The sequence below is a fragment of the Lentzea pudingi genome (assembly GCF_014646255.1).
In the GTDB taxonomy this organism is placed as follows: Bacteria; Actinomycetota; Actinomycetes; order Mycobacteriales; family Pseudonocardiaceae; genus Lentzea; species Lentzea pudingi.
In genome coordinates this window covers 57,418-76,875 of record NZ_BMNC01000015.1, presented here as the reverse complement: position 1 = coordinate 76,875, position 19,458 = coordinate 57,418, and the positions used below count along the sequence as shown (strand labels likewise).

Annotated in this window: 18 protein-coding genes; 11 read left to right on the top strand and 7 right to left on the bottom strand. The window is 69.1% G+C overall.

Annotated features, from left to right (window positions below; translation table 11 throughout):
• Window positions 1-14 precede the first annotated feature (14 nt).
• Both IEY88_RS35135 and IEY88_RS35130 read left to right on the top strand, forming a co-directional pair.
• The gene (locus IEY88_RS35135; protein ID WP_189159223.1) at window positions 15-794 is read left to right on the top strand and encodes an SDR family NAD(P)-dependent oxidoreductase; all 780 of its coding nucleotides are present in this window, start codon (window positions 15-17) and stop codon (window positions 792-794) included.
• A gap of 1 nt (window position 795) precedes the next feature.
• Complete coding sequence (locus tag IEY88_RS35130) at window positions 796-2,013, top strand: NAD(P)/FAD-dependent oxidoreductase (RefSeq protein ID WP_189159222.1); 1,218 nt, start codon at window positions 796-798, stop codon at window positions 2,011-2,013.
• A gap of 30 nt (window positions 2,014-2,043) precedes the next feature.
• Here the strand turns inward: IEY88_RS35130 and IEY88_RS35125 are convergent, their stop codons facing one another.
• A complete protein-coding gene (locus IEY88_RS35125; protein ID WP_189159221.1) occupies window positions 2,044-2,649 on the bottom strand; it encodes a response regulator transcription factor in 606 nt (201 codons plus the stop codon).
• A gap of 108 nt (window positions 2,650-2,757) precedes the next feature.
• Here IEY88_RS35125 and IEY88_RS35120 point away from each other — a divergent pair, with 108 nt between their 5' ends.
• Window positions 2,758-3,345 (top strand): flavodoxin family protein, encoded by a 588-nt coding sequence (locus IEY88_RS35120; RefSeq protein WP_189159220.1) that lies wholly within the window; start codon window positions 2,758-2,760, stop codon window positions 3,343-3,345.
• A gap of 5 nt (window positions 3,346-3,350) precedes the next feature.
• On the top strand, window positions 3,351-4,358 hold the full coding sequence (locus tag IEY88_RS35115) for a ketoacyl-ACP synthase III family protein (RefSeq protein WP_189159219.1): 1,008 nt from the start codon (window positions 3,351-3,353) through the stop codon (window positions 4,356-4,358).
• On the opposite strand, the gene IEY88_RS35110 is transcribed toward IEY88_RS35115, so the two are convergent.
• The 5 genes from IEY88_RS35110 to IEY88_RS35090 form a co-directional block, all read right to left on the bottom strand.
• On the bottom strand, window positions 4,342-6,198 hold the full coding sequence (locus IEY88_RS35110) for a sensor histidine kinase (protein WP_189159218.1): 1,857 nt from the start codon (window positions 6,196-6,198) through the stop codon (window positions 4,342-4,344). The genes IEY88_RS35115 and IEY88_RS35110 overlap by 17 nt on opposite strands.
• Window positions 6,199-6,249: 51 nt before the next feature.
• Window positions 6,250-8,517 (bottom strand): sensor histidine kinase, encoded by a 2,268-nt coding sequence (locus IEY88_RS35105; protein WP_189159217.1) that lies wholly within the window; start codon window positions 8,515-8,517, stop codon window positions 6,250-6,252.
• A gap of 102 nt (window positions 8,518-8,619) precedes the next feature.
• Window positions 8,620-9,264 carry a hypothetical protein gene (locus IEY88_RS35100; RefSeq protein ID WP_189159216.1) on the bottom strand — a complete coding sequence of 215 codons (645 nt, stop codon included), beginning with the start codon at window positions 9,262-9,264 and terminating at the stop codon, window positions 8,620-8,622.
• A 19-nt stretch (window positions 9,265-9,283) separates the two neighbouring features.
• A complete protein-coding gene (locus tag IEY88_RS35095) occupies window positions 9,284-11,542 on the bottom strand; it encodes a TOMM precursor leader peptide-binding protein (protein ID WP_189159215.1) in 2,259 nt (752 codons plus the stop codon).
• Entirely contained in the window at window positions 11,539-11,718 is a 180-nt protein-coding gene (locus tag IEY88_RS35090; protein WP_189159214.1) for a hypothetical protein, read from the bottom strand. The genes IEY88_RS35095 and IEY88_RS35090 overlap by 4 nt, the downstream gene beginning before the upstream one ends.
• A gap of 210 nt (window positions 11,719-11,928) precedes the next feature.
• On the opposite strand from IEY88_RS35090, the gene IEY88_RS35085 reads away from it, so the two are divergent.
• From IEY88_RS35085 to IEY88_RS35055, 7 genes are all read left to right on the top strand, one after another.
• On the top strand, window positions 11,929-12,738 hold the full coding sequence (locus IEY88_RS35085; protein WP_189159213.1) for an AfsR/SARP family transcriptional regulator: 810 nt from the start codon (window positions 11,929-11,931) through the stop codon (window positions 12,736-12,738).
• 158 nt (window positions 12,739-12,896) lie between these two features.
• The gene (locus tag IEY88_RS35080) at window positions 12,897-13,148 is read left to right on the top strand and encodes an acyl carrier protein (RefSeq protein WP_189159212.1); all 252 of its coding nucleotides are present in this window, start codon (window positions 12,897-12,899) and stop codon (window positions 13,146-13,148) included.
• A gap of 28 nt (window positions 13,149-13,176) precedes the next feature.
• On the top strand, window positions 13,177-14,112 hold the full coding sequence (locus IEY88_RS35075) for an aromatase/cyclase (RefSeq protein ID WP_189159211.1): 936 nt from the start codon (window positions 13,177-13,179) through the stop codon (window positions 14,110-14,112).
• Window positions 14,113-14,306: 194 nt separating this feature from the next.
• Complete coding sequence (locus IEY88_RS35070) at window positions 14,307-15,035, top strand: hydroxymethylglutaryl-CoA lyase-like TIM-barrel protein (protein ID WP_189159210.1); 729 nt, start codon at window positions 14,307-14,309, stop codon at window positions 15,033-15,035.
• Complete coding sequence (locus IEY88_RS35065) at window positions 15,032-16,300, top strand: beta-ketoacyl-[acyl-carrier-protein] synthase family protein (RefSeq protein WP_189159209.1); 1,269 nt, start codon at window positions 15,032-15,034, stop codon at window positions 16,298-16,300. The genes IEY88_RS35070 and IEY88_RS35065 overlap by 4 nt, the downstream gene beginning before the upstream one ends.
• A complete protein-coding gene (locus IEY88_RS35060) occupies window positions 16,297-17,511 on the top strand; it encodes a ketosynthase chain-length factor (protein WP_189159208.1) in 1,215 nt (404 codons plus the stop codon). The genes IEY88_RS35065 and IEY88_RS35060 overlap by 4 nt, the downstream gene beginning before the upstream one ends.
• A 66-nt stretch (window positions 17,512-17,577) precedes the next feature.
• Window positions 17,578-18,495: an acyltransferase domain-containing protein gene (locus IEY88_RS35055; protein ID WP_189159207.1), complete on the top strand. Its 918-nt coding sequence runs from the start codon at window positions 17,578-17,580 to the stop codon at window positions 18,493-18,495.
• Window positions 18,496-18,678: 183 nt separating this feature from the next.
• On the opposite strand, the gene IEY88_RS35050 is transcribed toward IEY88_RS35055, so the two are convergent.
• Window positions 18,679-19,455: a cyclase family protein gene (locus tag IEY88_RS35050; protein ID WP_189159206.1), complete on the bottom strand. Its 777-nt coding sequence runs from the start codon at window positions 19,453-19,455 to the stop codon at window positions 18,679-18,681.
• Window positions 19,456-19,458: the final 3 nt, after the last annotated feature.

Below are 19,458 nucleotides of genomic sequence, written 5' to 3'. Positions count from 1 at the left end.
GGGAGAGAAGAAGCATGAGCCAGCGACGGGTCGCCCTGGTCACGGGCGCTACCAGCGGTATCGGTCTCGAGGTCGCGCGCAGCCTCGGCAAGGAGGGGCACGCGGTCTTCGTCGTGGCCCGCAACGCCGAGAACGTCACGACCACGGTGAAGCAGCTGAGGGAAGAGGGCATCGAGGCCGACGGCGCGGCCACGGACGTCACGTCCACAGAGGACATCCGCACGGCCGTGCAGAAGGCCGTCGACGTCTTCGGGCCCATCGAGATCCTCGTCAACAACGCCGGACGCGGTGGTGGCGGCATCACCGCCGAGCTGGACGAGAACCTCTGGCTGGACGTGATCGACACCAACCTCAACGGTGTCTTCCGCTTCACCAAAGAGGTCCTGAGCACCGGCAAGATGGTCGAGCAGACCTGGGGCCGGATCATCAACATCGCCTCCACCGGCGGCAAGCAGGGCGTCGTGTTCGCCGCGCCCTACTCGGCCTCGAAGCACGGGGTCGTCGGCTTCACCAAGGCCGTCGGCATCGAGCTCGCGAAGTCCGGCATCACCGTCAACGCGGTGTGCCCCGGCTACGTCGAGACGCCGATGGCCGGCCGGGTGCGCCAGGGGTACGCGAACCACTGGGGTGTCACCGAGGACGAGGTCCTCGAGAAGTTCAACGCCAAGATCCCGCTGGGTCGGTACAGCACGCCGGAAGAGGTCGCCGGTCTCGTGACGTACCTGACGACGGACACCGCGTCCTCGATCACCGCACAGGCGCTCAACGTCTGCGGCGGGCTGGGCAACTACTGACATGCGCGGCGAGTCGGTAGTCGTCGTCGGGGCCGGGCAGGCGGGCTGCCAGGTCGCGGTGTCCCTGCGCGAACAGGGACACCGCGGCCCCATCACGCTCATCGGTGACGAGGCGGCCGCGCCGTACCAGCGGCCCCCGCTCACGAAGGCATACCTGGCGGGGGAGACCGACCTCGCCGGCCTGGTCCTGAGGCAGGACTCGTACTACGACGACCACGGCATCAAGCTCGTGCGGAACGAGCGGGTGATCGGGGTCGACCGCCAGGCGCGGGTCGCGGTGCTGGGTTGTGCCCGCACGGTCAGCTACGACCACCTGGTGTTCGCGACGGGAGCGCGGCCGCGGCCGTTGCCCATCCCCGGCGCCGAGCACGTGCTGAACCTGCGCACGGTCGCCGACGCGGACGCGATCCGGCAGCGGCTCGAAGGGCAGATCGGACTGGACGTCGTCGTCATCGGCGGCGGGTTCATCGGCCTCGAGTTCGCCGCCGTGGTCAGGAAACTGCGCCACGAGGTGACCGTCGTCGAGGCCCAGCCGCAGGTGATGCAACGGGCGGTGTCGGCCGAGACGGCTCAGCACCTCGTCAGCCGCCACCGCAGCGAGGGCGTCCAGATCCTCACCGGGACGGGCGTCGCCGCGGTCCGGGAGGGCCTGGTGGAGCTCACGGACGGCACGGTGCTCGTCGCCGACCTCGTGGTCGCGGGCATCGGCGTCGTCCCGAACACCGAGGTCGCCCAGCGCGCCGGACTGCTGGTCGACAACGGCATCGTCGTCGACGCGCACCTCGGCACGGTCGACCCGCGCATTTACGCGGTCGGCGACTGCGCGCGGTTCGCCAGCACGCACGCCGGCGGCCTGATCCGCCTGGAGTCGGTGCAGAACGCCACTGACCAGGGCACCACGGTCGCGGCGGCCATCCTGGGCAGCGCGGAGCCCTACACCGCCCTGCCGTGGTTCTGGAGCGACCAGTACGACGTGAAGCTGCAGACCGCCGGTCTCACCAACGGCCACGACCGCACGGTCACCGTCGGAGACCCGGCCGAGGGCAGGTTCTCGGTGTTCTGCTTCAAGAATGACAAGTTGATTGGAATCGAGGCGTACAACCGCCCCATCGACTTCCTGATGGGACGCCGAATCCTCGAGGGCGGCAACCGGCTCACCCCGGAGATCGTGGCCCAGCCGGGCTTCGACCTGCGGGCGAGCCAGCAGAGGGCAGCCTGACCGATGCCGTCCGCACAGCCGGGAACCGGCCTACAGCCAGCCGGCTTCGTCGGCGATGCGGATGGTGTCCACCCGGTTGCGCCCGTTGAGCTTGGTCATGATCGTCGTCATGTAGTTGCGCACGGTGCCGACCGAGAGCGACAGCGCGACAGCGATGTCGGGCGCGTCGGCGCCGTTCGCCGCCAGCCGGAGGACCTCCAGCTCGCGGTCGGTCAGCGGGCACTCGCCGCGGTCCCACGCGGCCAGGGCGAGCTGGCTGTCCACGACGCGTTCCCCGGCGGCGACGCGGCGGATCGCGTCGGCGAGCTCCGTCGGCGGCGCGTCCTTGAGCAGGAAGCCGTCCACGCGGGCCGCCAGCGCCCTGCGCAACGTCCCCGGCCGGCCCAGCGACGTCAGCATCAACGTCCTGACCTGCGGCATCGTCTCGCGGATCGTCGACGCGGCACTGAGCCCGTCGAGGATCGGCAGGTCGATGTCGATCACACAGACGTCGGGGGTGTGCTGGCGCGCCGCCGGCACGATCTTGTCGCCCGAGCTCACCTCGGCCACGACCTCGATGTCCGGTTCGAGGTTGAGCAGCGCGATGAGAGCACCGCGCACCATGTGCATGTCCTCCGCGAGCAGAACCCTGATCATCGCGCCCCTCCGCGCGACACCATATCTCCCAACGTTCATGTCGCGCTCCACGCCACATCAAGGCGGCCCGGCAAGGGTGAACCGAGCTGCCTCGCGAAGGGATGCGTCATGGAACGCAGCGTCAACGTGACGGTCGTGTACTACTCCTCGACGGGAACGATTCACCGGATCGCCACGGAGATCGCCGAGACGGCCCAGAAGCACGGCGCCGACGTGCGGCTGGTCCGTGCCGCCGAGCTCGCGCCCGAGACCGTGTGGCGGTCCCGGCCGGCCTGGGCGGCGCACCTGGAGGAGACCGCGGACGTCCCCGTCGCGTCGGTCGACGACGTGCTGTGGGCCGACGCCGTCGTCCTCGGCACGCCCACCCGCTTCGGCAACGTGTCCTCGCAGCTCAAGCAGTTCATCGACACGCTGGGGCCGGCCTGGTTCAGCGGCTTGCTGGCCGACAAGGTCTACAGCGCGTTCACCTCCGGCGGCAGCCTGCACGGCGGCATGGAGACCACCCTCGTGTCGATCTACAACATGGTCTGCCACTTCGGCGGGATCATCGTGCCGCCGGGCGGGAACCTGAACCCCTACGGCACCTCTCACGTCCTGGGCGCGGACAACGTGCCGGTCGACGAGATCGCGCTGCAGGCGGCCCAGATCCAGGCGGAACGCGTCGTGCGCGTGGCACGCGCGCTGAAGGAGGTCTGACCGCGGTGCGAGTCAAGGATGTCTTCGTCAACGGCAGTGGCGTGCGCCTGCCCTCGACGCTGAACGTCGCGGACGCGATCGCGTCGGGAGAGTGCGAGCCGAAGCTCGTCGCGCGGACGGACGTCGAGTCCGTGTCCGTGTCCCCGCACGAGTCCGCGGCCGAGATGGCGGTCGAGGCGGCCAGGGTCGCGTTGGGACGGGCGGGATCCGAGCCCGACGACGTCGACCTGATCCTGCACGCCACCACGTACCACCAGGGCCAGGACCTGTGGCCGGTCGGTTCCTACATCCAGCGCGAGACGGTGCGGAACTCCTGTCTGGCGCTGGAGATCCGGCAGATGTCCAACGGCGGCCTGGCCGCGATGGACCTCGCCGTGTCGTACCTGATCGCCCGTCCCGGCAGGGACGCCCTCCTCACGTCCTCCGACCGCTTCTGCCTGCCGGGGATCGACCGCTGGAGGACCGACCCCGGAACGCCCTACGGCGACGGCGCGTCGGCTCTCGTGCTGTCCACCCGAGGTGGTTACGCGAAGCTGCTTTCGTTGGCCATCAACGCGGACAGCGATCTCGAACCACTGCACCGCGGCGACGTGCCGTTCGGCCTCGCGCCCTTCTCGCACCGCATCCCGGTGGACTTCGAGGAGGCCAAGCACACGTTCAGCCGCGAGTTCGGGCTCTCCTACGGCATCAACAAGGCCAACGCGGGCCAGGCGCTCGCCGTCGAGCAGGCGCTGTCCGACGCCGACATGAAGATCGGTGACGCGGACTGGATCATCCTGCCGCACTTCGGCCGCCGCCGGCTGGACGTGAACTACCTGCGCCCGTACGACATCGAGCCGGAACGCACCACGTGGTCGTGGAGCCGCACGGTCGGGCACCTCGGCGCCGGCGACCAGTTCGCGAGCTTCGACCACCTCGTGACGACGGGCAAGGCGACCTCGGGCCAGCGGATCGTGATGTTCGGCGTCGGCGCGGGTTACAGCTGGGGCTGCGCGGTCATCGAGATGCTGTGACGGCCAGCGGGATCTCGGCGCGCAGCCGGTAGGTGTGCTCCGGCGTGGGCCCGGCGTGCAGGTCGCCGCCGAGCGCTCGCACCCGAGTCGTCAGGTTGCCGATCCCGCTGCCGTCACCTGACTTCCGTTCGGTGGCGGGGATTCCGTCGTTGACGATGTCCATCGTGACGAGGTGCGGTGCGCTGGAGAGCACGATCTCGCAGTGCTCGGCCTTGCTGTGCCGCAGGAGGTTCGTGACGCCTTCGCGCAGCACCGTCGCCAGAGCCACGTTCACCTCGGTGGGCAGCTCGGCCGCGTCCATCCGGACCGTCACCTCGACGTCGGCGGCGGACAGCAGCGCCTGCGCCGACCGGGTTTCCTCGTCGAACGAGAGTTCGCGGTAGCTCAACGCCACGGACCGGACGTCCGCGAGCGCCTGGCGGGAGATCTCCAGGACCTCGGTGAGCTCCTGGCGGGCCCTGCCGGGATCGAGCCGGTGCGCGAGTTCGCTCTTCAACGTGATCGCGGACAGGCTGTAACCGAGCAGGTCGTGCAGATCGCGGGCGAACCGCAACCGTTCCCGCGTGACCGCCGCCGTCGCCAGCTCCTCCCGGGCTTCCTGCAGTTCGGTCACCATCGACCGCAGCCGGGTCAGCGCGTACAGCACCAGCCCGTGGTTCGTCGCCGCGATCAGGCCCCACACCACGTCGGTCGCCGGGAAGCCCCAGACGGCCTGCAGGACGCCCTGGCTGACGACGACCGCGCCGAACGCGGCCCAGCCGGTCCACCGAGGCAGGACCAGCAGCGCGGAGCCCGCGAGGAAGCCGGGGACACCGCCGAGGAACGGGTCCTGGAACACGAACTGCGGGACGTACACGCAGAGGGCGATCCCGGCGAGGGCCGCGTGGCCGAGCGCCGGCCGCACGTGCGGCCGGCTGACGACGCCGAGCACCAGAGCCCCGATCACCGCGCTGCTCGTCGCGGCGACCGCAGGCTCGACGAGGCTGGTCATGTCGTAGGACGCAAGCAGCGTCGCCATCACGCCGTACCCGATCACCACGGTCGTGAGCAGCTTCGTGACGCCCTCCCGCGGCGCGGAGACCTCCCCGGCCGGAGACGGCTCGCGGTAGCTCGACGCCACCGCCCGCACGTCCGTCAGGGCCTCGCGGGACAGGCCGATGATCCGGGTGATCTCAGCCGACGCCCGATCCGTCTGCTCGCCGACCATCCGGCGGGCCGTTCCGGCCTTCAGCATGATCGTGGCGAGGCTGACGCCGACCAGGTCCTGCAGGTCGCGCGAGAACCGCAGCCGTTCCCGCGAGACGGCCAGATCGGCGACCTCCGAACGGGCGTTCTCGAGCCGCAGCACGAGCGAGGGCAACCGGGACAGGCCGTAGACGGCGAGGCCCGCGGTCAGCGAGGACGCCACGTAGTAGGCCATCACGCCGGTGGGGATGCCGTAGGCGATCTTGGACGCGGGGTTGGCCAGCGCCACGGCGACGAACGCGAACCACCGCACACGACCCGGCAGCACCAGCAGGCAGCTGCCCGCGAGGAACACGGGCATGCCGCCCCACGCGGTCGGGAAGAACGGCACCGGAGCGAACACCAGCAGCGCCATCGCACCCAGCGCCAGGTGCGCCGTGCCGGACCGCGGGTTCGTGCCCGGCCGGGAGAACACCCCGAGCTGCAGGTACCCGATCGAGAACAGACAGGCCAGCGACCCCGTGATCCGTGCCGGGGTCGCGCCGGTCTCCAGGACGTACAGGAACGCGTTCAACAGATAGTTCGCGAACACAACGGTGATCACGACGTACGCCAGCCGACGGGACACCGATGAGTGTTCCTGCCGTAGCGCCACGGGCAGCATGATAGGCCCGCTACCTGGTAGTTCCCGTGTTCTTCGAGGGTCTCAGTTGAACGGCAGCGGGATCTCGGCGCGCAGCCGGTAGGTGTGCTCGGGGGTGAGCCCGGCGTGCAGGTCGCCGCCGAGCGCGCGGACGCGGGTCGTCAGGTTGCCGATCCCGCTGCCGTCCCGCGACCGCCGTTCGATCGTGGGGATCCCGTCGTTGGTGATGTCCATCGTGACGAGGTGCCGCGAACTCGAGAGCACGATCTCGCAGTGCTCGGCCTTGCTGTGCCGCAGGAGGTTCGTGACGCCTTCGCGCAGCACCGTCGCGAGCGTCACCTTCACCTCCGTCGGCAGCTGGTCACACGCGTCGATCTTCACGGTGACCTCGATGTCGGCCGCGGACAGCAGCGCCTGCGCAGACTGGGTCTCCTCGTCGAACGAGAGCTCGCGGTAGCTCAACGCCACCGACCGGACGTCCGCGAGCGCCTGCCGGGAGATCTCCAGGACCTCGGTCAGCTCCTGACGGGCGCGGCCGGGGTCGATCGACGCCAGCCGGTGCGTGAGCTCGCTCTTCAACGTGATCGCGGAGAGGCTGTAGCCGAGCAGGTCGTGCAGGTCGCGGGCGAACCGCAGCCGTTCCTGCGTGACCGCCGCCGTCGCCAGCTCCTCCCTGGCCTCGTGCAGCTGGTTCACCATCGACCGCAGCCGGGTCAGCGCGTACAGCACGAGTCCGTGGTTGGTCGTCGCGATCAGGGCGTACCCGATGGCCACGGTGTCCTCGCCGAGCAGGCTGTAGATCACCCCTTGCAGGCCGACGACCGCGAGGAACGCCATCCACCCCGCCCGCCGGGGCAGCAGCAACGCGCACGCCCCGGCGAGGAAGCCGGGCACACCCGCGAGGTAGGGGTTGCCGAACACCAGCGGGGGCACGTAGACGCATGCCGCCAGCCCGGCGAGCACCCCGAGCCGCAACGGGGGGCTCAACCGCAGGTGCGGGCGCGTCACCACGCCCAGCACGAGCGCGACCGTGCCCGCGATGCCGACCGCCGCGACCTCGATCCCCAGAACCCCGACGGGGTAGTACGTCACGAGCGTCATCGCCATGGCCGCGTACCCGATGACCACGGCCGTGAGCAGCACCTGGGCGAACCGCGTCGCGATCAGCGGGCCCGCGAAGCGCGGCGTTCTCGCCTGCTTCTCCTGGCTCTCCGGCTCCGGCTCGACCGGCACCTCGGCGTGCAGCCGGTACCCGCCGTCCGAGGTCGTCTGGGCGAGCAGCGAGCCACCGATGGCGGTGGCGCGGGTGGCGAGGTTGGTCAGGCCGCTGCCGCGTTCGCCCAGGGTCTCCGCGGGCGTGCCGTCGTTGACGATGTCGATCGACGCCAGCCTGCCCGTGCCGGAGATGGTGATCGTGCAGCGGGTCGCGTCGCTGTGCCGCAGCAGGTTCGTCACGCCTTCGCGCAGCACCGTGGCGAGCACCGTGCGGGAGCGGGGGGAGAGCTCGGGGTGGTTCGCCTCGATCGTGGTGCGCACCCCCGCGGCGATCAGCACCGACCGCGCCGACTCGATCTCGTCGGACAGCGACAGCTCCCGGTAGCTCGACGCGACCGCACGAACGTCCGTCAGGGCCTCGCGGGCGATGCCGAGGATCTCGACGAGCTCACGCGTGGCGCGTTCGGTCTGGGTGCCGAGCATCCTGATGGCGAGCTCGACCTTGAGCGTGATCGCCGAGAGGCTGAAGCCGAGCAGGTCATGCAGGTCGCGGGCGAACCGCAGCCGTTCTTGTGACACCGCGAGGTCGGCGAGGTCCGAACGGGCGGTCTCCAGCTGTTTGACCAGCGACGGGAGTCGTGACAGACCGTAGACGACCATGCCGGCGACCATGGCCGACACCGCGTAGTAGGCCAGCTGGGCGGGATCGGAGACGAACTGCGATCTGATCAGGCTGTTGCTGAGCGCCACCGCGAAGAACACGAGCCATCGCACACGGCCCGGGAGGACGAGCAAGGCGCTGCCCGCCAGGAACCCCGGCATGCCGTGCCAGGCGTTCGGGAAGAACGGGTACGGCACGTAGACCAGGCAGGCCATCGCACCCAGCGCCAGGTACGCCTTGCCCGAGTGCAGGTTCGACCCCGGCCGGCTGAACACCCTCAGCTGGAGGAACCCGATCGTGACCAGGCAGGCGAGCGAGGTCGCGATGCGCACGGGTGTCGCGCCCGCCGCCAAGACGTACGAGAAGGCGTTGCCGAGGTAGTTGGCGAAGACCACGCTGACGACGACGTATGCCAAACGACGGGACACGGACGAGTGTTCCTGTCGTAGTGTCACAGCAGCGGCTCCCACGCGAGGGTCGGGACGCGGCCATGATACGGGCGCTTCCTGGGAAATCTCGCGTTTTGCGATCCGCGATCGGAGCAACATGGCGGCGGCTCAACGCCTCTGGACGACGGCGAGTCCTGCCCCGGCGAGGTAGGCGACGACGTCGGCCACCAGGTTCTTCTCCACCTGCAACGCATCCGCGACCAGAGCGATGGTGGTCCCGGTGTGCAGCAACGACTTCGCGATCTCCGTCGCGGGCGCGCTGTGCAGGATCACCTGGTAGGAGAGTCCCGGGCAGGCCAGCGCCTGGTCTCCGTTGAGCCGCTCGATCTCGGTGCGCGGCCGCATGGTGACGACCTCGTCCTCCTCGATGTGCGGCAACGCGAACACCGCGTCGCGGGCGACCGCGACGACGGACAGGATCGGCCCGGCCCCGTCGTTGAGCCCGAGCGACGGCACGACGCAACCACCCAGTTGGTCGAGCGTGTTCTTGAGCTTGCGCCAGATCAGGCACGGCCCGGAGCCCGTCTTCCAGCGCACGAAGTTCTCGTGCAGCGCGGAGATGTTCTCGAGCGCCACCGGGCCGAGGCTCATGCGGTGCAGCGCCTCGCGGACGAGCGGGCTGGTGTCGGCGATCTCGATCGCGCCCCAGCGCCCGTACACGGTCAGGTGTTCGGCCCCCTCGTCGACGAACGTGTCCTCCAGCAACGACCACAGCGGCCGGCCGGCCGGGATGTGCGACTGGGTGGGCACCACAGCGCCTCCGCTCTGGTAGTCACATGAACAGCGGGATGGGGTTGAGCTCGTCGTAGCCGTGTGGCCGGGGAAGCCTCCCCAGTTGTACAGGCACGTCGTAGAGGCGCCCTTGAGCGAACCTCGACCAGAAGTGCCGCAGCCCCGGCACGACCACGCGGACGACGGGAAGCTCGAAGTCCGGCCTGGTCTGGTCGAGGACGAGCACCTCCATTCCGCGGTCCTCGACGGTGCGCTGGATGGCGCGGACGTCGTCGGCCAGGTCCGCCCGGTGCGTGTAGCCGATGTCCCGGACGTCGCGCGGCGGCTCGGCCGGATCGGGGGCGAGCCACGGGTGATCGGCGACCCTCGTGTTCTCGAACCAGTTCCGGACGTCGACGTCGAGGCCGTTCAGATCGGAGGCCCCGCACACCATCGGCATGCACTGGTTGAGCTCGGTGAGCGCCCGGCGCGCGGCGATCCGCGGGTCGAGGTGCGCACCGCAGCCGAGCATGACGTCCTCGCGCTCTCCGCCGGTGCGGCGGGAGATCGCGACCATCACCGGTACACCGAGGTCCGCTGTGACGTCGAGCAGCCACACCTCGCGGCCGAGGCTCGCGTGGACCTCGCGGTTCTGGGTGATCCACGGGTCGTGGAACGAGTCCAGGTCCATGCCCGGCATCGGAGTGCGGTTGTACCACCAGATGGCTACCGCATCGCGTTCGACGAGTTCCAGAAGTCCTTGCAGGACAGCGTCTTCCAGGCTGCTGCCGGCCGCGCACCCGTTGGAGTTGGCTGTCACGCTCGGCGGGCAGGGAGCGCCGAAGTACAACATGCCGGTGGGCAGGAGCCTGTGCCGCTGCTCGGTGAGCGACCACAGGGGAGTCCAGTCCATCACCTCTTCGTCGTCGAACGGAGCGGTGACGTGCTGGAAGTTCGAGTGCGCCGCGTTCCACAGCTCGCGGCCGGCGAACTGGCGAGGGTGGTACTGCTGCACGGTGTCGGGGTGGATCGCCCGGTCCGCGAGGGTTTGGTAGCTGCCGCGCACCCGAGCCTCGTCGCCGACGAACGCGCCGCTGCGTCGTTCCACGGCCTCGCACAGGGCCCCGACCTGGGCGTCCAGTGCCGTGACCCCCTTGCCGCCGGTGTCCGCGCGCAACGCCGAACGCAGCCCATCGATGCCTTCCCCCGCGGCGATGTTCGAGCCGGAGCGGAAGGAGTTGAAGAACTCGGGGCCCTCGGTGTTGCGGCGGATCTCCTTGATGATCCCGGTGACCGGGCCGATCAGGTGCCGGTAGCCGTCGAGCACCTCCTGCGGCGGCGACGACCGGTGGCCGCCGCCGTCGCAGGAGTGTTTCACGCGACTGACGAGTTCGACCGGCTCGAACGTCCTGCGCGCGACAACTTCGGGGTCGCCGCAGCCCGAGCACTGCGGGCGGGCCCGCACCTCGTGCTGCGCGACCTTCATGGTCAGGCTGTCGTAGCTCCAGATCGACCGCTGCGCGTCCTGGCGGATGCCGGCCAGCCACTTCGCGGTCTCCACGGACGCGATCTCCAGCGCCATCGCGGTGAGCGACGGCAGTCCGATGAGCGGTCGCGGCGCGGGACCCTCCTGCCCGCACCGGCGCCGCACGTGCGCCTCGGCCTTGCGGTTGGCGGAGAGCCTCGCCGCGAGGCAACGCCAGCACGGGCCGTCGTCCGGGGTGAAGAAGGGACCGACGGACACCTCCGCGCCCACCGGCTTGACCAGCAGCCAAGGCCTGCCGGCCGCGCGGTGCTCCGCGTCGATGTCGCGGAGCTCGGGAGCCAGGTAGTCGGCACACGCCACGACCGTCAGGTCACCACTCCCCGAGGTGACCGTGAGTTCGTTGCCGTGCAGGGCGTCCACGAGCGCGTCGCGGTCCAGGTCCCCGAGCGCGACCACGGAGACGAGCGACGTCGTTGTCGCCGCCACCGCGTCAGCGGGGTCGAGGCCCGCCGCGTCCCAGTAGGCGAGCGTGGCCTCGGTCGTGGCCGAACCGTCCTCCTCGCAGCGCCGCCCGATCAGGCCGGCCGCGGCCAGCCTGGTGAGCATGCGGCTGACCATGTCCTCGGTCAGGCCGGCGGGCAGGTCGCGCAGCACGGCGGCGAGGTCACGGGTGCCGTCGAGCAGCGGCGCCAGCGTCTCGACGTGCGTGCCCTGGATCGCGGTGACCCCGGACTCGCCGATCAGGTAGACGGCCTCGCCCCGCACGATCTGGGGCCGGAGGTGGCGTCGGAACCCGATGCGTCGTTCGTCCGGTTCGGCCAGTTCGGGTCTCATGCCGCGAGCGCCTCGTCGGTCGAGCAGAACGTGCCGGGCCTGCACGAGGTCCAGGCGAAGTCGACGGTGAAGTCCGCCGAGGACTCACGGTCGAACCGGTAGATCTTCATGTCGTCGGAGTCGCCCTCGGTGGTGGTGACGGAAGACAAGTGCTCCACGGTGACGGTGGGGTACATGTGCATCTCCGATGTTTGCGTATGAATTGTTGTGGGTAATGATGCGGACCAGTGCTAATGGATCGGTAGTTACCGGCTAATGCGCCTCCGTATGAAGTTTTCATACCCGGCACGGGCAGAACTCACCTGACATCGATGGCCTGTGCACTAACGCCGCCTCGTTGGGCCGAGCAGACTAATCCCGTGCTCGGAACCGAAGGAGGGGTCGCGATGCAGATCAAGGTCCTGGGGCCCGTCGAGGCCAAGGTGAACGGTCGCTCGGTGACGCCCACCGCGGCCAAGCCACGTCAGATCCTGGCGCTGCTCGCGCTGCACTCCGGGCAGGTCGTGTCCGTCCCCACCCTGATCGAGGAGCTGTGGGGCGACCGTCCACCGCGCAGCGCCCGCACCACCCTGCAGACCTACATCCTGCAGCTGCGCAAGCTCATCGGCGACGCCCTGGCGACGTCCGGTGAGGGTGCGGCGAAGGAGGTGCTGGTCACCCGGTACGGCGGCTACCTGCTCGACGTGCCGCCGGAGGCCGTCGACGTGCACGAGTTCGACCGCCTGGCCCGCGCGGGCCAGCAGGCCTACGACGTCGAGGACTTCGCGTCGGCGTCCCGGCTGCTGCGCCAGGCGCTGGAGATGTGGCGCGGCGCCGCGGTCGTCGACGTGCGGCCGGGCATGCCGCTCGGCATCGAGATCGTGCGCCTCGAGGAAGCCCGGCTGGGCGTGCTCGAGGCACGCATCGACGCCGAGCTGCGGATGGGCAAGCACAAGGCGTTGCTGTCCGAGCTGTCCGTGCTGACCGTGCAGAACCCGATGAACGAGAACCTGTGCGCGCAGTACATGATCTCGCTGTTCCGCGCGGGCCGGCAGTGGCAGGCGCTCGACTCGTTCAAGGCACTGCGCAACACCCTGATCGAGGAGCTCGGCGTCGAGCCGTCGTCACGTCTGCAGGGGTTGCAGCACGCGATCCTGACGTCCGACCCGCGCCTCGACAGCGCCGAAACCCGTCAACTGCAACGCCTTCTCGCCTGAGTTTCTCTCCAACGGCCCGCGCCACACTGTGGCGCGGGCCGTTTTTGCTTGTCGTGCAACGGTTTCTTCGAGAATCTCTCCACTGACTTACAGGTGTGCGGTGGCAACCTCAGTCGTGGGCGCGCGGGAATCGCCCGCTGGAGGAAAGGAAGCTAGCCGTGAGCGCACTGACCATCGAGGGCCTCAAAGAGGTTCTCAACGAGGCCGCGGGCGACGACGACTCGTTCAAGCCCGGCCAGGACATTCTCGACCTCCCGTTCCTCGAGCTGGGCTTCGACTCCCTCGCCCTGCTGGAGACGGTCGCGCTGATCAAGCGCAAGTACGGGGTCGCCATCGCCGACGACGAGATGGCGTACATCGAGACGCCGCGTCAGCTGCTGGACAAGGTCAACGGACAGATCGCGGCCTGACGCCGGCGACTCGGATACGGAGACGGACATGACGCACACCACCACGCACACGGTCATGATCGGGGCTCCCGCCAAGGTGGTGTACGACCTGGTCGCGGACGTGACGACCTGGCCGTACATCTTCGGACCCACGGTCCAGGCCGAGGTGTTCGAACGGGACGGCTCGACGGAGCGGTTGCGGTTGCACGCGTTCGCCAACGGTGACGTGCGCACGTGGACGTCCCGGCGAGTGCTCGACCCGGCGAACCTGCACATCTCCTTCGAGCAGGAGCGTTCGGCGGCCCCGGTGAAGACGATGGGTGGGGAGTGGCGGATCGTCCCGATCGCCGATTCGGCGACCCGGGTCGATCTGCTCCACCACTTCACCGCGGCGCAGCCCGAGGCGGTCGACCTCATCCTGAACGCCGTCAACAACAACAGCGACGCCGAACTGGCCGCTCTCAAGCGGGCGGCCGAGTACGGCGACGACTACGACAAGCTGGTGCTGTCGTTCTCCGACAGCATCACGATCCACGCGAGCCGCAAGGACGTCTACGAGTTCCTGTACCGGTCCGACCTGTGGCCGGAGCGCCTGCCGCACGTGGCACGCCTGGACCTCACGGAAGCCGTCACCGGCGTGCAGTCCATGGAGATGGACACGCGCAGCCCGGACGGGTCGATCCACACCACGCACTCGGTGCGGGTCTGCACCCCGTACGACGGCATCGTCTACAAGCAGACGCACACGCCTCCGATCATGGCGGCGCACGTCGGCAGGTGGACGTTCAAGGACATCGGCGACGGCATCGAGGCCGGCATCGAGGCGACGTCGCACCACACCGTCGTCATCCGGCCCGACGTCATCCCCGAGGTCCTGGGTGCCGACGGGACGATCGAGCGCGCTCGCGAGCTCATCCGCCACGCCCTGGGCACCAACAGCCTCACGACGTTGCGGCACGCGAAGGAATTCGCCGAGAACGGGTGAGGTGACGCGATGGGGTTGGCTGGCGCGGACTTGCTCACTGCCGCCGCACGCGCTGCGAGCCGCAACGGACTTTACGTGGTGTCCATGTACCTGGAGAAAGCCGCGGTCGAGCACCAGCGCAAGGGTTGTCCCTCGGAAGTGGGGCACTGCGCCTACGAGATCGAGGCTTCCCGAGTACTGCTGTCGGGGTTCTGATGAAGCTCTACGACATCTCGCTGCGCCGCACCGGTTCGTCCATCTCGGACAGACTGGTCGCGGCGCGGCGCCTCGACGCGCTCGGCGTCACGTTCGTCGACGGAGGCAGGCCCGGCCGGTCGTTCTACCCCAGAGGATTTTTCGGCAGGGCGTCGATCGAGCTCCGGTTGCGGATCGCCACCCTCATCGCGTCGGGCGGTGCGGAGGACCTCGACGCACTGCTGGCCGCGGAGACACCCGCGGTGGCGGTGGTCGTCCAAGGGCACGGCATCTCGAAGGTCAGGGACGCCGTGCGTCAACTCGTGCGCGCCGAACGACGAGTGGTCGTCGAGGCGCGGGACTTCTTCGACGGCTGGCTGATCGACCCCGAACACGCGTTGGAGGTCGTGCTGGCAGCCGCGGAGGCTGGGGCGGAAACCGTGTTGCTGCACGACACAGCGGGCAAGCTGTGGCCGGACCAGATCGGCGAGATCGTCGCGTCGGTCGCGGAAACCGGTGTGCCCCTTGGTTTTGGATGTCACGACGAAGGCGGAGCGCCCGCGAAGCAGCTGTTCGCCGTGGACGCGGGGGCAAGCCTCGTACAGGGGTCCTACGCCGTCGTTCGAGGTGGCCTCGATCGGGCCGTTCCACCATCGGTTCATACGGCAGAGACAGGTATCGCTCCCGTGCCCTGTCCGAGATTGGAGCAGACCGTGTCCGCACACAAGGCGATTGGAGGTGTCCGATGAGTCGTCGCGCCGTCATCACCGGGGTGGGCGTGGTCGCACCTGGTGGAATCGGAACGAAGGCGTATTGGAAACTGCTGTCCGAAGGGCGTACGGCGACTCGCAACATCACGCACTTCGACGCGTCTCCGTACCGCTCCCGCATGGCGGGGGAAGCAGATTTCGATCCAGTGCGCGAAGGCTTGACGCCGCAGGAGATCCGCCGTCTCGACCGGGCCGCGCAGTTCGCGGTCGTCGCGGGTCGTGAGGCGATGTCCGACTCCGGCATCGAGTTCGACCAGCTCGACCCCGGCCGCATCGGTGTCTCGCTCGGCACCGCGGTCGGCTGCACGACCTCGCTGGAGCGCGAGTTCATCGTCGGTTCCGACCGGGGCAAGTACTGGGAGGTCGACGCGTCCTACGCGGTCCCGCACCTCTACGACTACTTCACGCCGTCCTCGATGGCGACGGAGCTGGCGTGGACGGTGGGCGCCGAGGGACCGGTCTCCGTGGTCTCCACGGGCTGCACCTCCGGCCTCGACTCGGTCGGTTACGCGGCCGAGCTGATCATGGAGGGCTCCGCGGACGTCGTCGTGACCGGCGGCACCGAGGCCCCGCTCTCCCCGATCACCGTGGTCTGCTTCGACGTGATCCGCGCGTCGAGCACCCGCAACGACGACCCCACAACGGCGTGCCGGCCGTTCGACAAGACCCGCGACGGCCTGGTGCTGGGCGAGGGTTGCGCGATCATCGTGCTCGAGGAGCTGGAGCACGCCCGCGCTCGCGGTGCGCACATCTACGGTGAGGTCGCCGGCTTCGCCTCGCGGTGCAACGCCTACCACATGACGGGCCTGCACCCCGAGGGCATCGAGATGTCCGACGCCATCAACATCGCGCTGAAGCAGGCGCGGTCGGACGCGACGGACGTCGGTTACATCAACGCGCACGGGTCGGGCACCAAGCAGAACGACCTGCACGAGACGGCGGCTTTCAAGCGCTCGTTGGGTGCGCACGCGTACAAGACCCCGGTCTCCGGCTTCAAGTCGATGATCGGGCACTCGCTGGGCGCGATCGGTTCGCTCGAGATCGTCGGCTCGCTGCTGGCGTTCGAGCAGGACCTCATCCCGCCGACGGCGAACCTCCACGAGCAGGACCCGGAGTGCGACCTCGACTACACGCCACTGGTGGCGCGTGAGAAGAAGGTCGACACGCTCCTGACCGTGGGCAGCGGTTTCGGTGGATTCCAGAGCGCCATGGTGCTCAAGAAGGTGGAAGGGGCAGGCCGGTGACTCGGGCGGTGGTGACGGGAATCGGCATTGCGTCGCCGAACGGATTGGGGCCGACCGCGTACTGGCGGGCGACCCTGCACGGTGAGGCGGCGATCAGGCCGATCACCCGGTTCGACAGCGCGAACTACTGGGCGAAGATCGCCGGTGAGGTGCCTGGCTTCGAGGCAGGGCGGCACCTGCAGGGTCGCCTGCTGCCGCAGACGGACCACATGACGCGGCTGACACTGGTCGGCACGGACTGGGCGTTGCGTGGTGCGGGTGTGCAGCCGAACGACATCCCCGACACGGACATCGCGGTGATCACCGCGGCGACCGCCGGCGGGTACGAGTTCGGGCAGCGCGAACTGCAGAAGCTGTGGCACCAGGGACCGGAGTACGTCTCGGCGTACCAGTCGTTCGCGTGGTTCTACGCGGTCAACACGGGCCAGATCTCCATCAGGCACGGCACGCGCGGTCCCGGCGCGGTCGTGGTGTCCGAGCAGGCCGGTGGCATCGACTCCATCGGTCACGCCCGGCGCCAGCTGCGCAAGGGTGTCCAGCTCGCCCTCACGGGTGGCATGGACTCCTCGCTGTGCCCGTGGGCGTGGGTGGCCCACCAGGCGTCGGGTTGCCTGTCGCGCAACAACAATCCGAAGCGCGCCTACCTGCCGTTCGACCGCGACGCCTCCGGGTACGTCGCGGGCGAGGGTGGCGCGATCATGGTCGTCGAGACACCCGAGTCGGCGGCAGGGCGTCCGGGCACGCGCATCTACGGTGAGATCGTCGGGTACGCCTCGACGTTCGACTCGAAGATGCCGTCGCGGGAGCCGGGTCTGAAGCGGGCGGCCGAACTGGCGTTGCGCGACGCCGGCATGGACGCCTCCGAGATCGACGTGGTGTTCGCCGACGCGGCGGGCATCCCCGAGCTCGACAAGGCGGAGGCCGAGGCGATCAAGGGCATCTTCGGGCCGTACGGCGTGCCGGTGACGGCCCCGAAGACCATGACGGGCCGCCTGTTCGCCGGTGGTGGCTCCCTGGACGTGGCGTCGGCGATCCTCTCCATCTACTGGAGCGCGATCCCGCCGACCATCAACGTCGAGAACCCCGTCCCGGAGTACGAGCTCGACCTCGTGCTGAACGAGGCGCGGCACGGCAAGATCAAGGCCGCGCTGGTGCTCGGGCGCGGCAAGGGCGGCTTCAACTCCGCCATGGTGGTTCGCGAGTACAGGTGATGTCCTGCCTCAAGGGCCGTGAAGGTGTTCCCTTCGCGGCCCTTGAGCCGTTTCTGGAGGCGTGTTGTGGACGTAGCACTGATGTTTCCCGGGCAGGGGTCGCAGTACCCGCGGATGGCGGCCTCCCTGTACGGCACGGACGCGGTGTTCACCTCGGTGATCGACGAGGTGTTCGAGCTGTTCGGCGAGGTCGGCTCTCTTGCCTGTGAGGACTGGCTCTCCGGTGCCGACATCGACCACGTGTCGCGCGCGCAGCCGTTGCTGTTCGCGGTCGACTACGCGCTGGGGCGCACCGTTCTGTCGTGGGGCGTCGAGCCCGTCGCGTTGATCGGGCACTCCGCGGGCGAGGTCGTCGCGGCGACGCTGGCCGGGGTGTTCTCGTTGGAGGAGGCCGTGTCCCTGGTGCGGGACCGGGTGCTGTCGGCCGTGCCGATCCCCTCCGGCGGCATGCTGGCCGCGGCGGCCTCGGAGTCGGACCTGTTGCCCTACCTGGAGGGTGACGTCGCGATCGCCGCCGTGAACTCCGCGCGGCAGACGATGCTGGCCGGGTCGGACGAGCCGCTGGCGCGCGTGCGTGCGCGGTTGGAGGCGGACGAGTTCATCGTCGTGACGGTGCCGGCGTCGACGCCGTTCCACAGCCCGGCCATGCAGCCCGCCGTGGACGAGGCGCTGGCGTCGTGGAGCGCTTCACCGGTCGCGCCTTCGATGCCGGTGTACTCGGGGTACACGGGCAAGCTGATGACCTCGGAGGACGCGCTGTCCGCGCGGTTCTGGACCCGTCAGCTGACCGATGCCGTCTACTTCGGACCGGCGCTCAACGAGCTCGTGGCGATGTACGACGTGCTGCTCGTGGAAGCCGGTCCCGGTCAGACCCTGACGTCGTTCGCGCGCCGCACCAAGGCAGTGAGGTCCGGTGCCTCGCAGGTGTTGCCGTTGCTGGACTCCTCGGACACCGTTGACGCCGCGCGCGCTCGCTTGGCCTAGAACGTATAAAAGGGCCGCCCTCTCCCAGTCCGATTTCTGGGGAGGGCGGCCCTTTAGTGACTTCTAGTCGATGCCGCGGACGATGTGGTCTTCGTTCTCTGGTGGCCATGAATCGTTGTTTTCCATACCTACGAAGGTAAGTACGGTGATTCAGCTCTCACTTGAGGAACGGTTGGCCGGTTTTCAGTCGTCGAGCAGCGCGACCGCACGCGTCCAGCCGGCCCCGGCACCCTTGATCTTGACGGGGAACGCGACGACGGTGAACCCGAAGTCCGGCAACGCGTCCAGGTTCGCCAGCCGTTCGATCTGGCAGTACTCGCGGTCGCGGCCGGCGAAGTGCGCGGGCCACAGCACGCTCTCGTCCTTCGTCTGCAGGTAGCGCTTGACGATGTCCGGGAACGGCGCGTCGAGGCTGAACGCGTCGGTGGCGATCACCTTGACCCCGAGGTCCAGCAGGAAGTTCGTGGCCGGGCCGTCGAGTCCGGTGTAGTCGGTGAAGTAGGTCTGGGTGCCCGCGTGCTCGGCGGCGCCGGTGTCGAGGATGACGATGTCCATCGGCTTCGGCGTGTAGCCGATGCGGGCGAACTCCTTCTCCAGCACCTCGACACCGATGACGCCGGTGCCGTGGCCGCGGACGTCGAGCTTCACGCCGGGGTTGTGGAACCACTCGAGCGGCATCTCGTCGATGTGGCGCGGGATCCCGTTGCCGTACGTGGTCTTCGAGCCGTAGTGCGACGGCGCGTCGACGTGCGTTCCGGTGTGGGAGGTCAGGCTGATCCGGTCCAGCGTCAGGAACTCGGAGTCCCGCAGCACGGAGACGTCGAACTCGATGCCGAGCCGTGCCTTGAGCTGCTCGGCCATGTGTTCGGCACCCTGGGCGGCCGTGAGCACCTCGTGCGTCACCGGGTCCGCTTCGTACGCGGATGCGTCAATGTGGGAAGACAGATCGATGATGCGCATGAT

Bases quoted from the DNA above. Each gene is read 5' to 3' on its own strand.
- IEY88_RS35095 (WP_189159215.1), bottom strand. From the start codon at position 11,542: ATGAGACCCGAACTGGCCGAACCGGACGAACGACGCATCGGGTTCCGA.
- IEY88_RS35125 (WP_189159221.1), bottom strand. From the start codon at position 2,649: ATGATCAGGGTTCTGCTCGCGGAGGACATGCACATGGTGCGCGGTGCT.
- IEY88_RS35130 (WP_189159222.1), top strand. From the start codon at position 796: ATGCGCGGCGAGTCGGTAGTCGTCGTCGGGGCCGGGCAGGCGGGCTGC.
- IEY88_RS35065 (WP_189159209.1), top strand. From the start codon at position 15,032: ATGAGTCGTCGCGCCGTCATCACCGGGGTGGGCGTGGTCGCACCTGGT.
- IEY88_RS35085 (WP_189159213.1), top strand. From the start codon at position 11,929: ATGCAGATCAAGGTCCTGGGGCCCGTCGAGGCCAAGGTGAACGGTCGC.
- IEY88_RS35075 (WP_189159211.1), top strand. From the start codon at position 13,177: ATGACGCACACCACCACGCACACGGTCATGATCGGGGCTCCCGCCAAG.
- IEY88_RS35120 (WP_189159220.1), top strand. From the start codon at position 2,758: ATGGAACGCAGCGTCAACGTGACGGTCGTGTACTACTCCTCGACGGGA.
- IEY88_RS35070 (WP_189159210.1), top strand. From the start codon at position 14,307: ATGAAGCTCTACGACATCTCGCTGCGCCGCACCGGTTCGTCCATCTCG.
- IEY88_RS35135 (WP_189159223.1), top strand. From the start codon at position 15: ATGAGCCAGCGACGGGTCGCCCTGGTCACGGGCGCTACCAGCGGTATC.
- IEY88_RS35050 (WP_189159206.1), bottom strand. From the start codon at position 19,455: ATGCGCATCATCGATCTGTCTTCCCACATTGACGCATCCGCGTACGAA.
- IEY88_RS35090 (WP_189159214.1), bottom strand. From the start codon at position 11,718: ATGTACCCCACCGTCACCGTGGAGCACTTGTCTTCCGTCACCACCACC.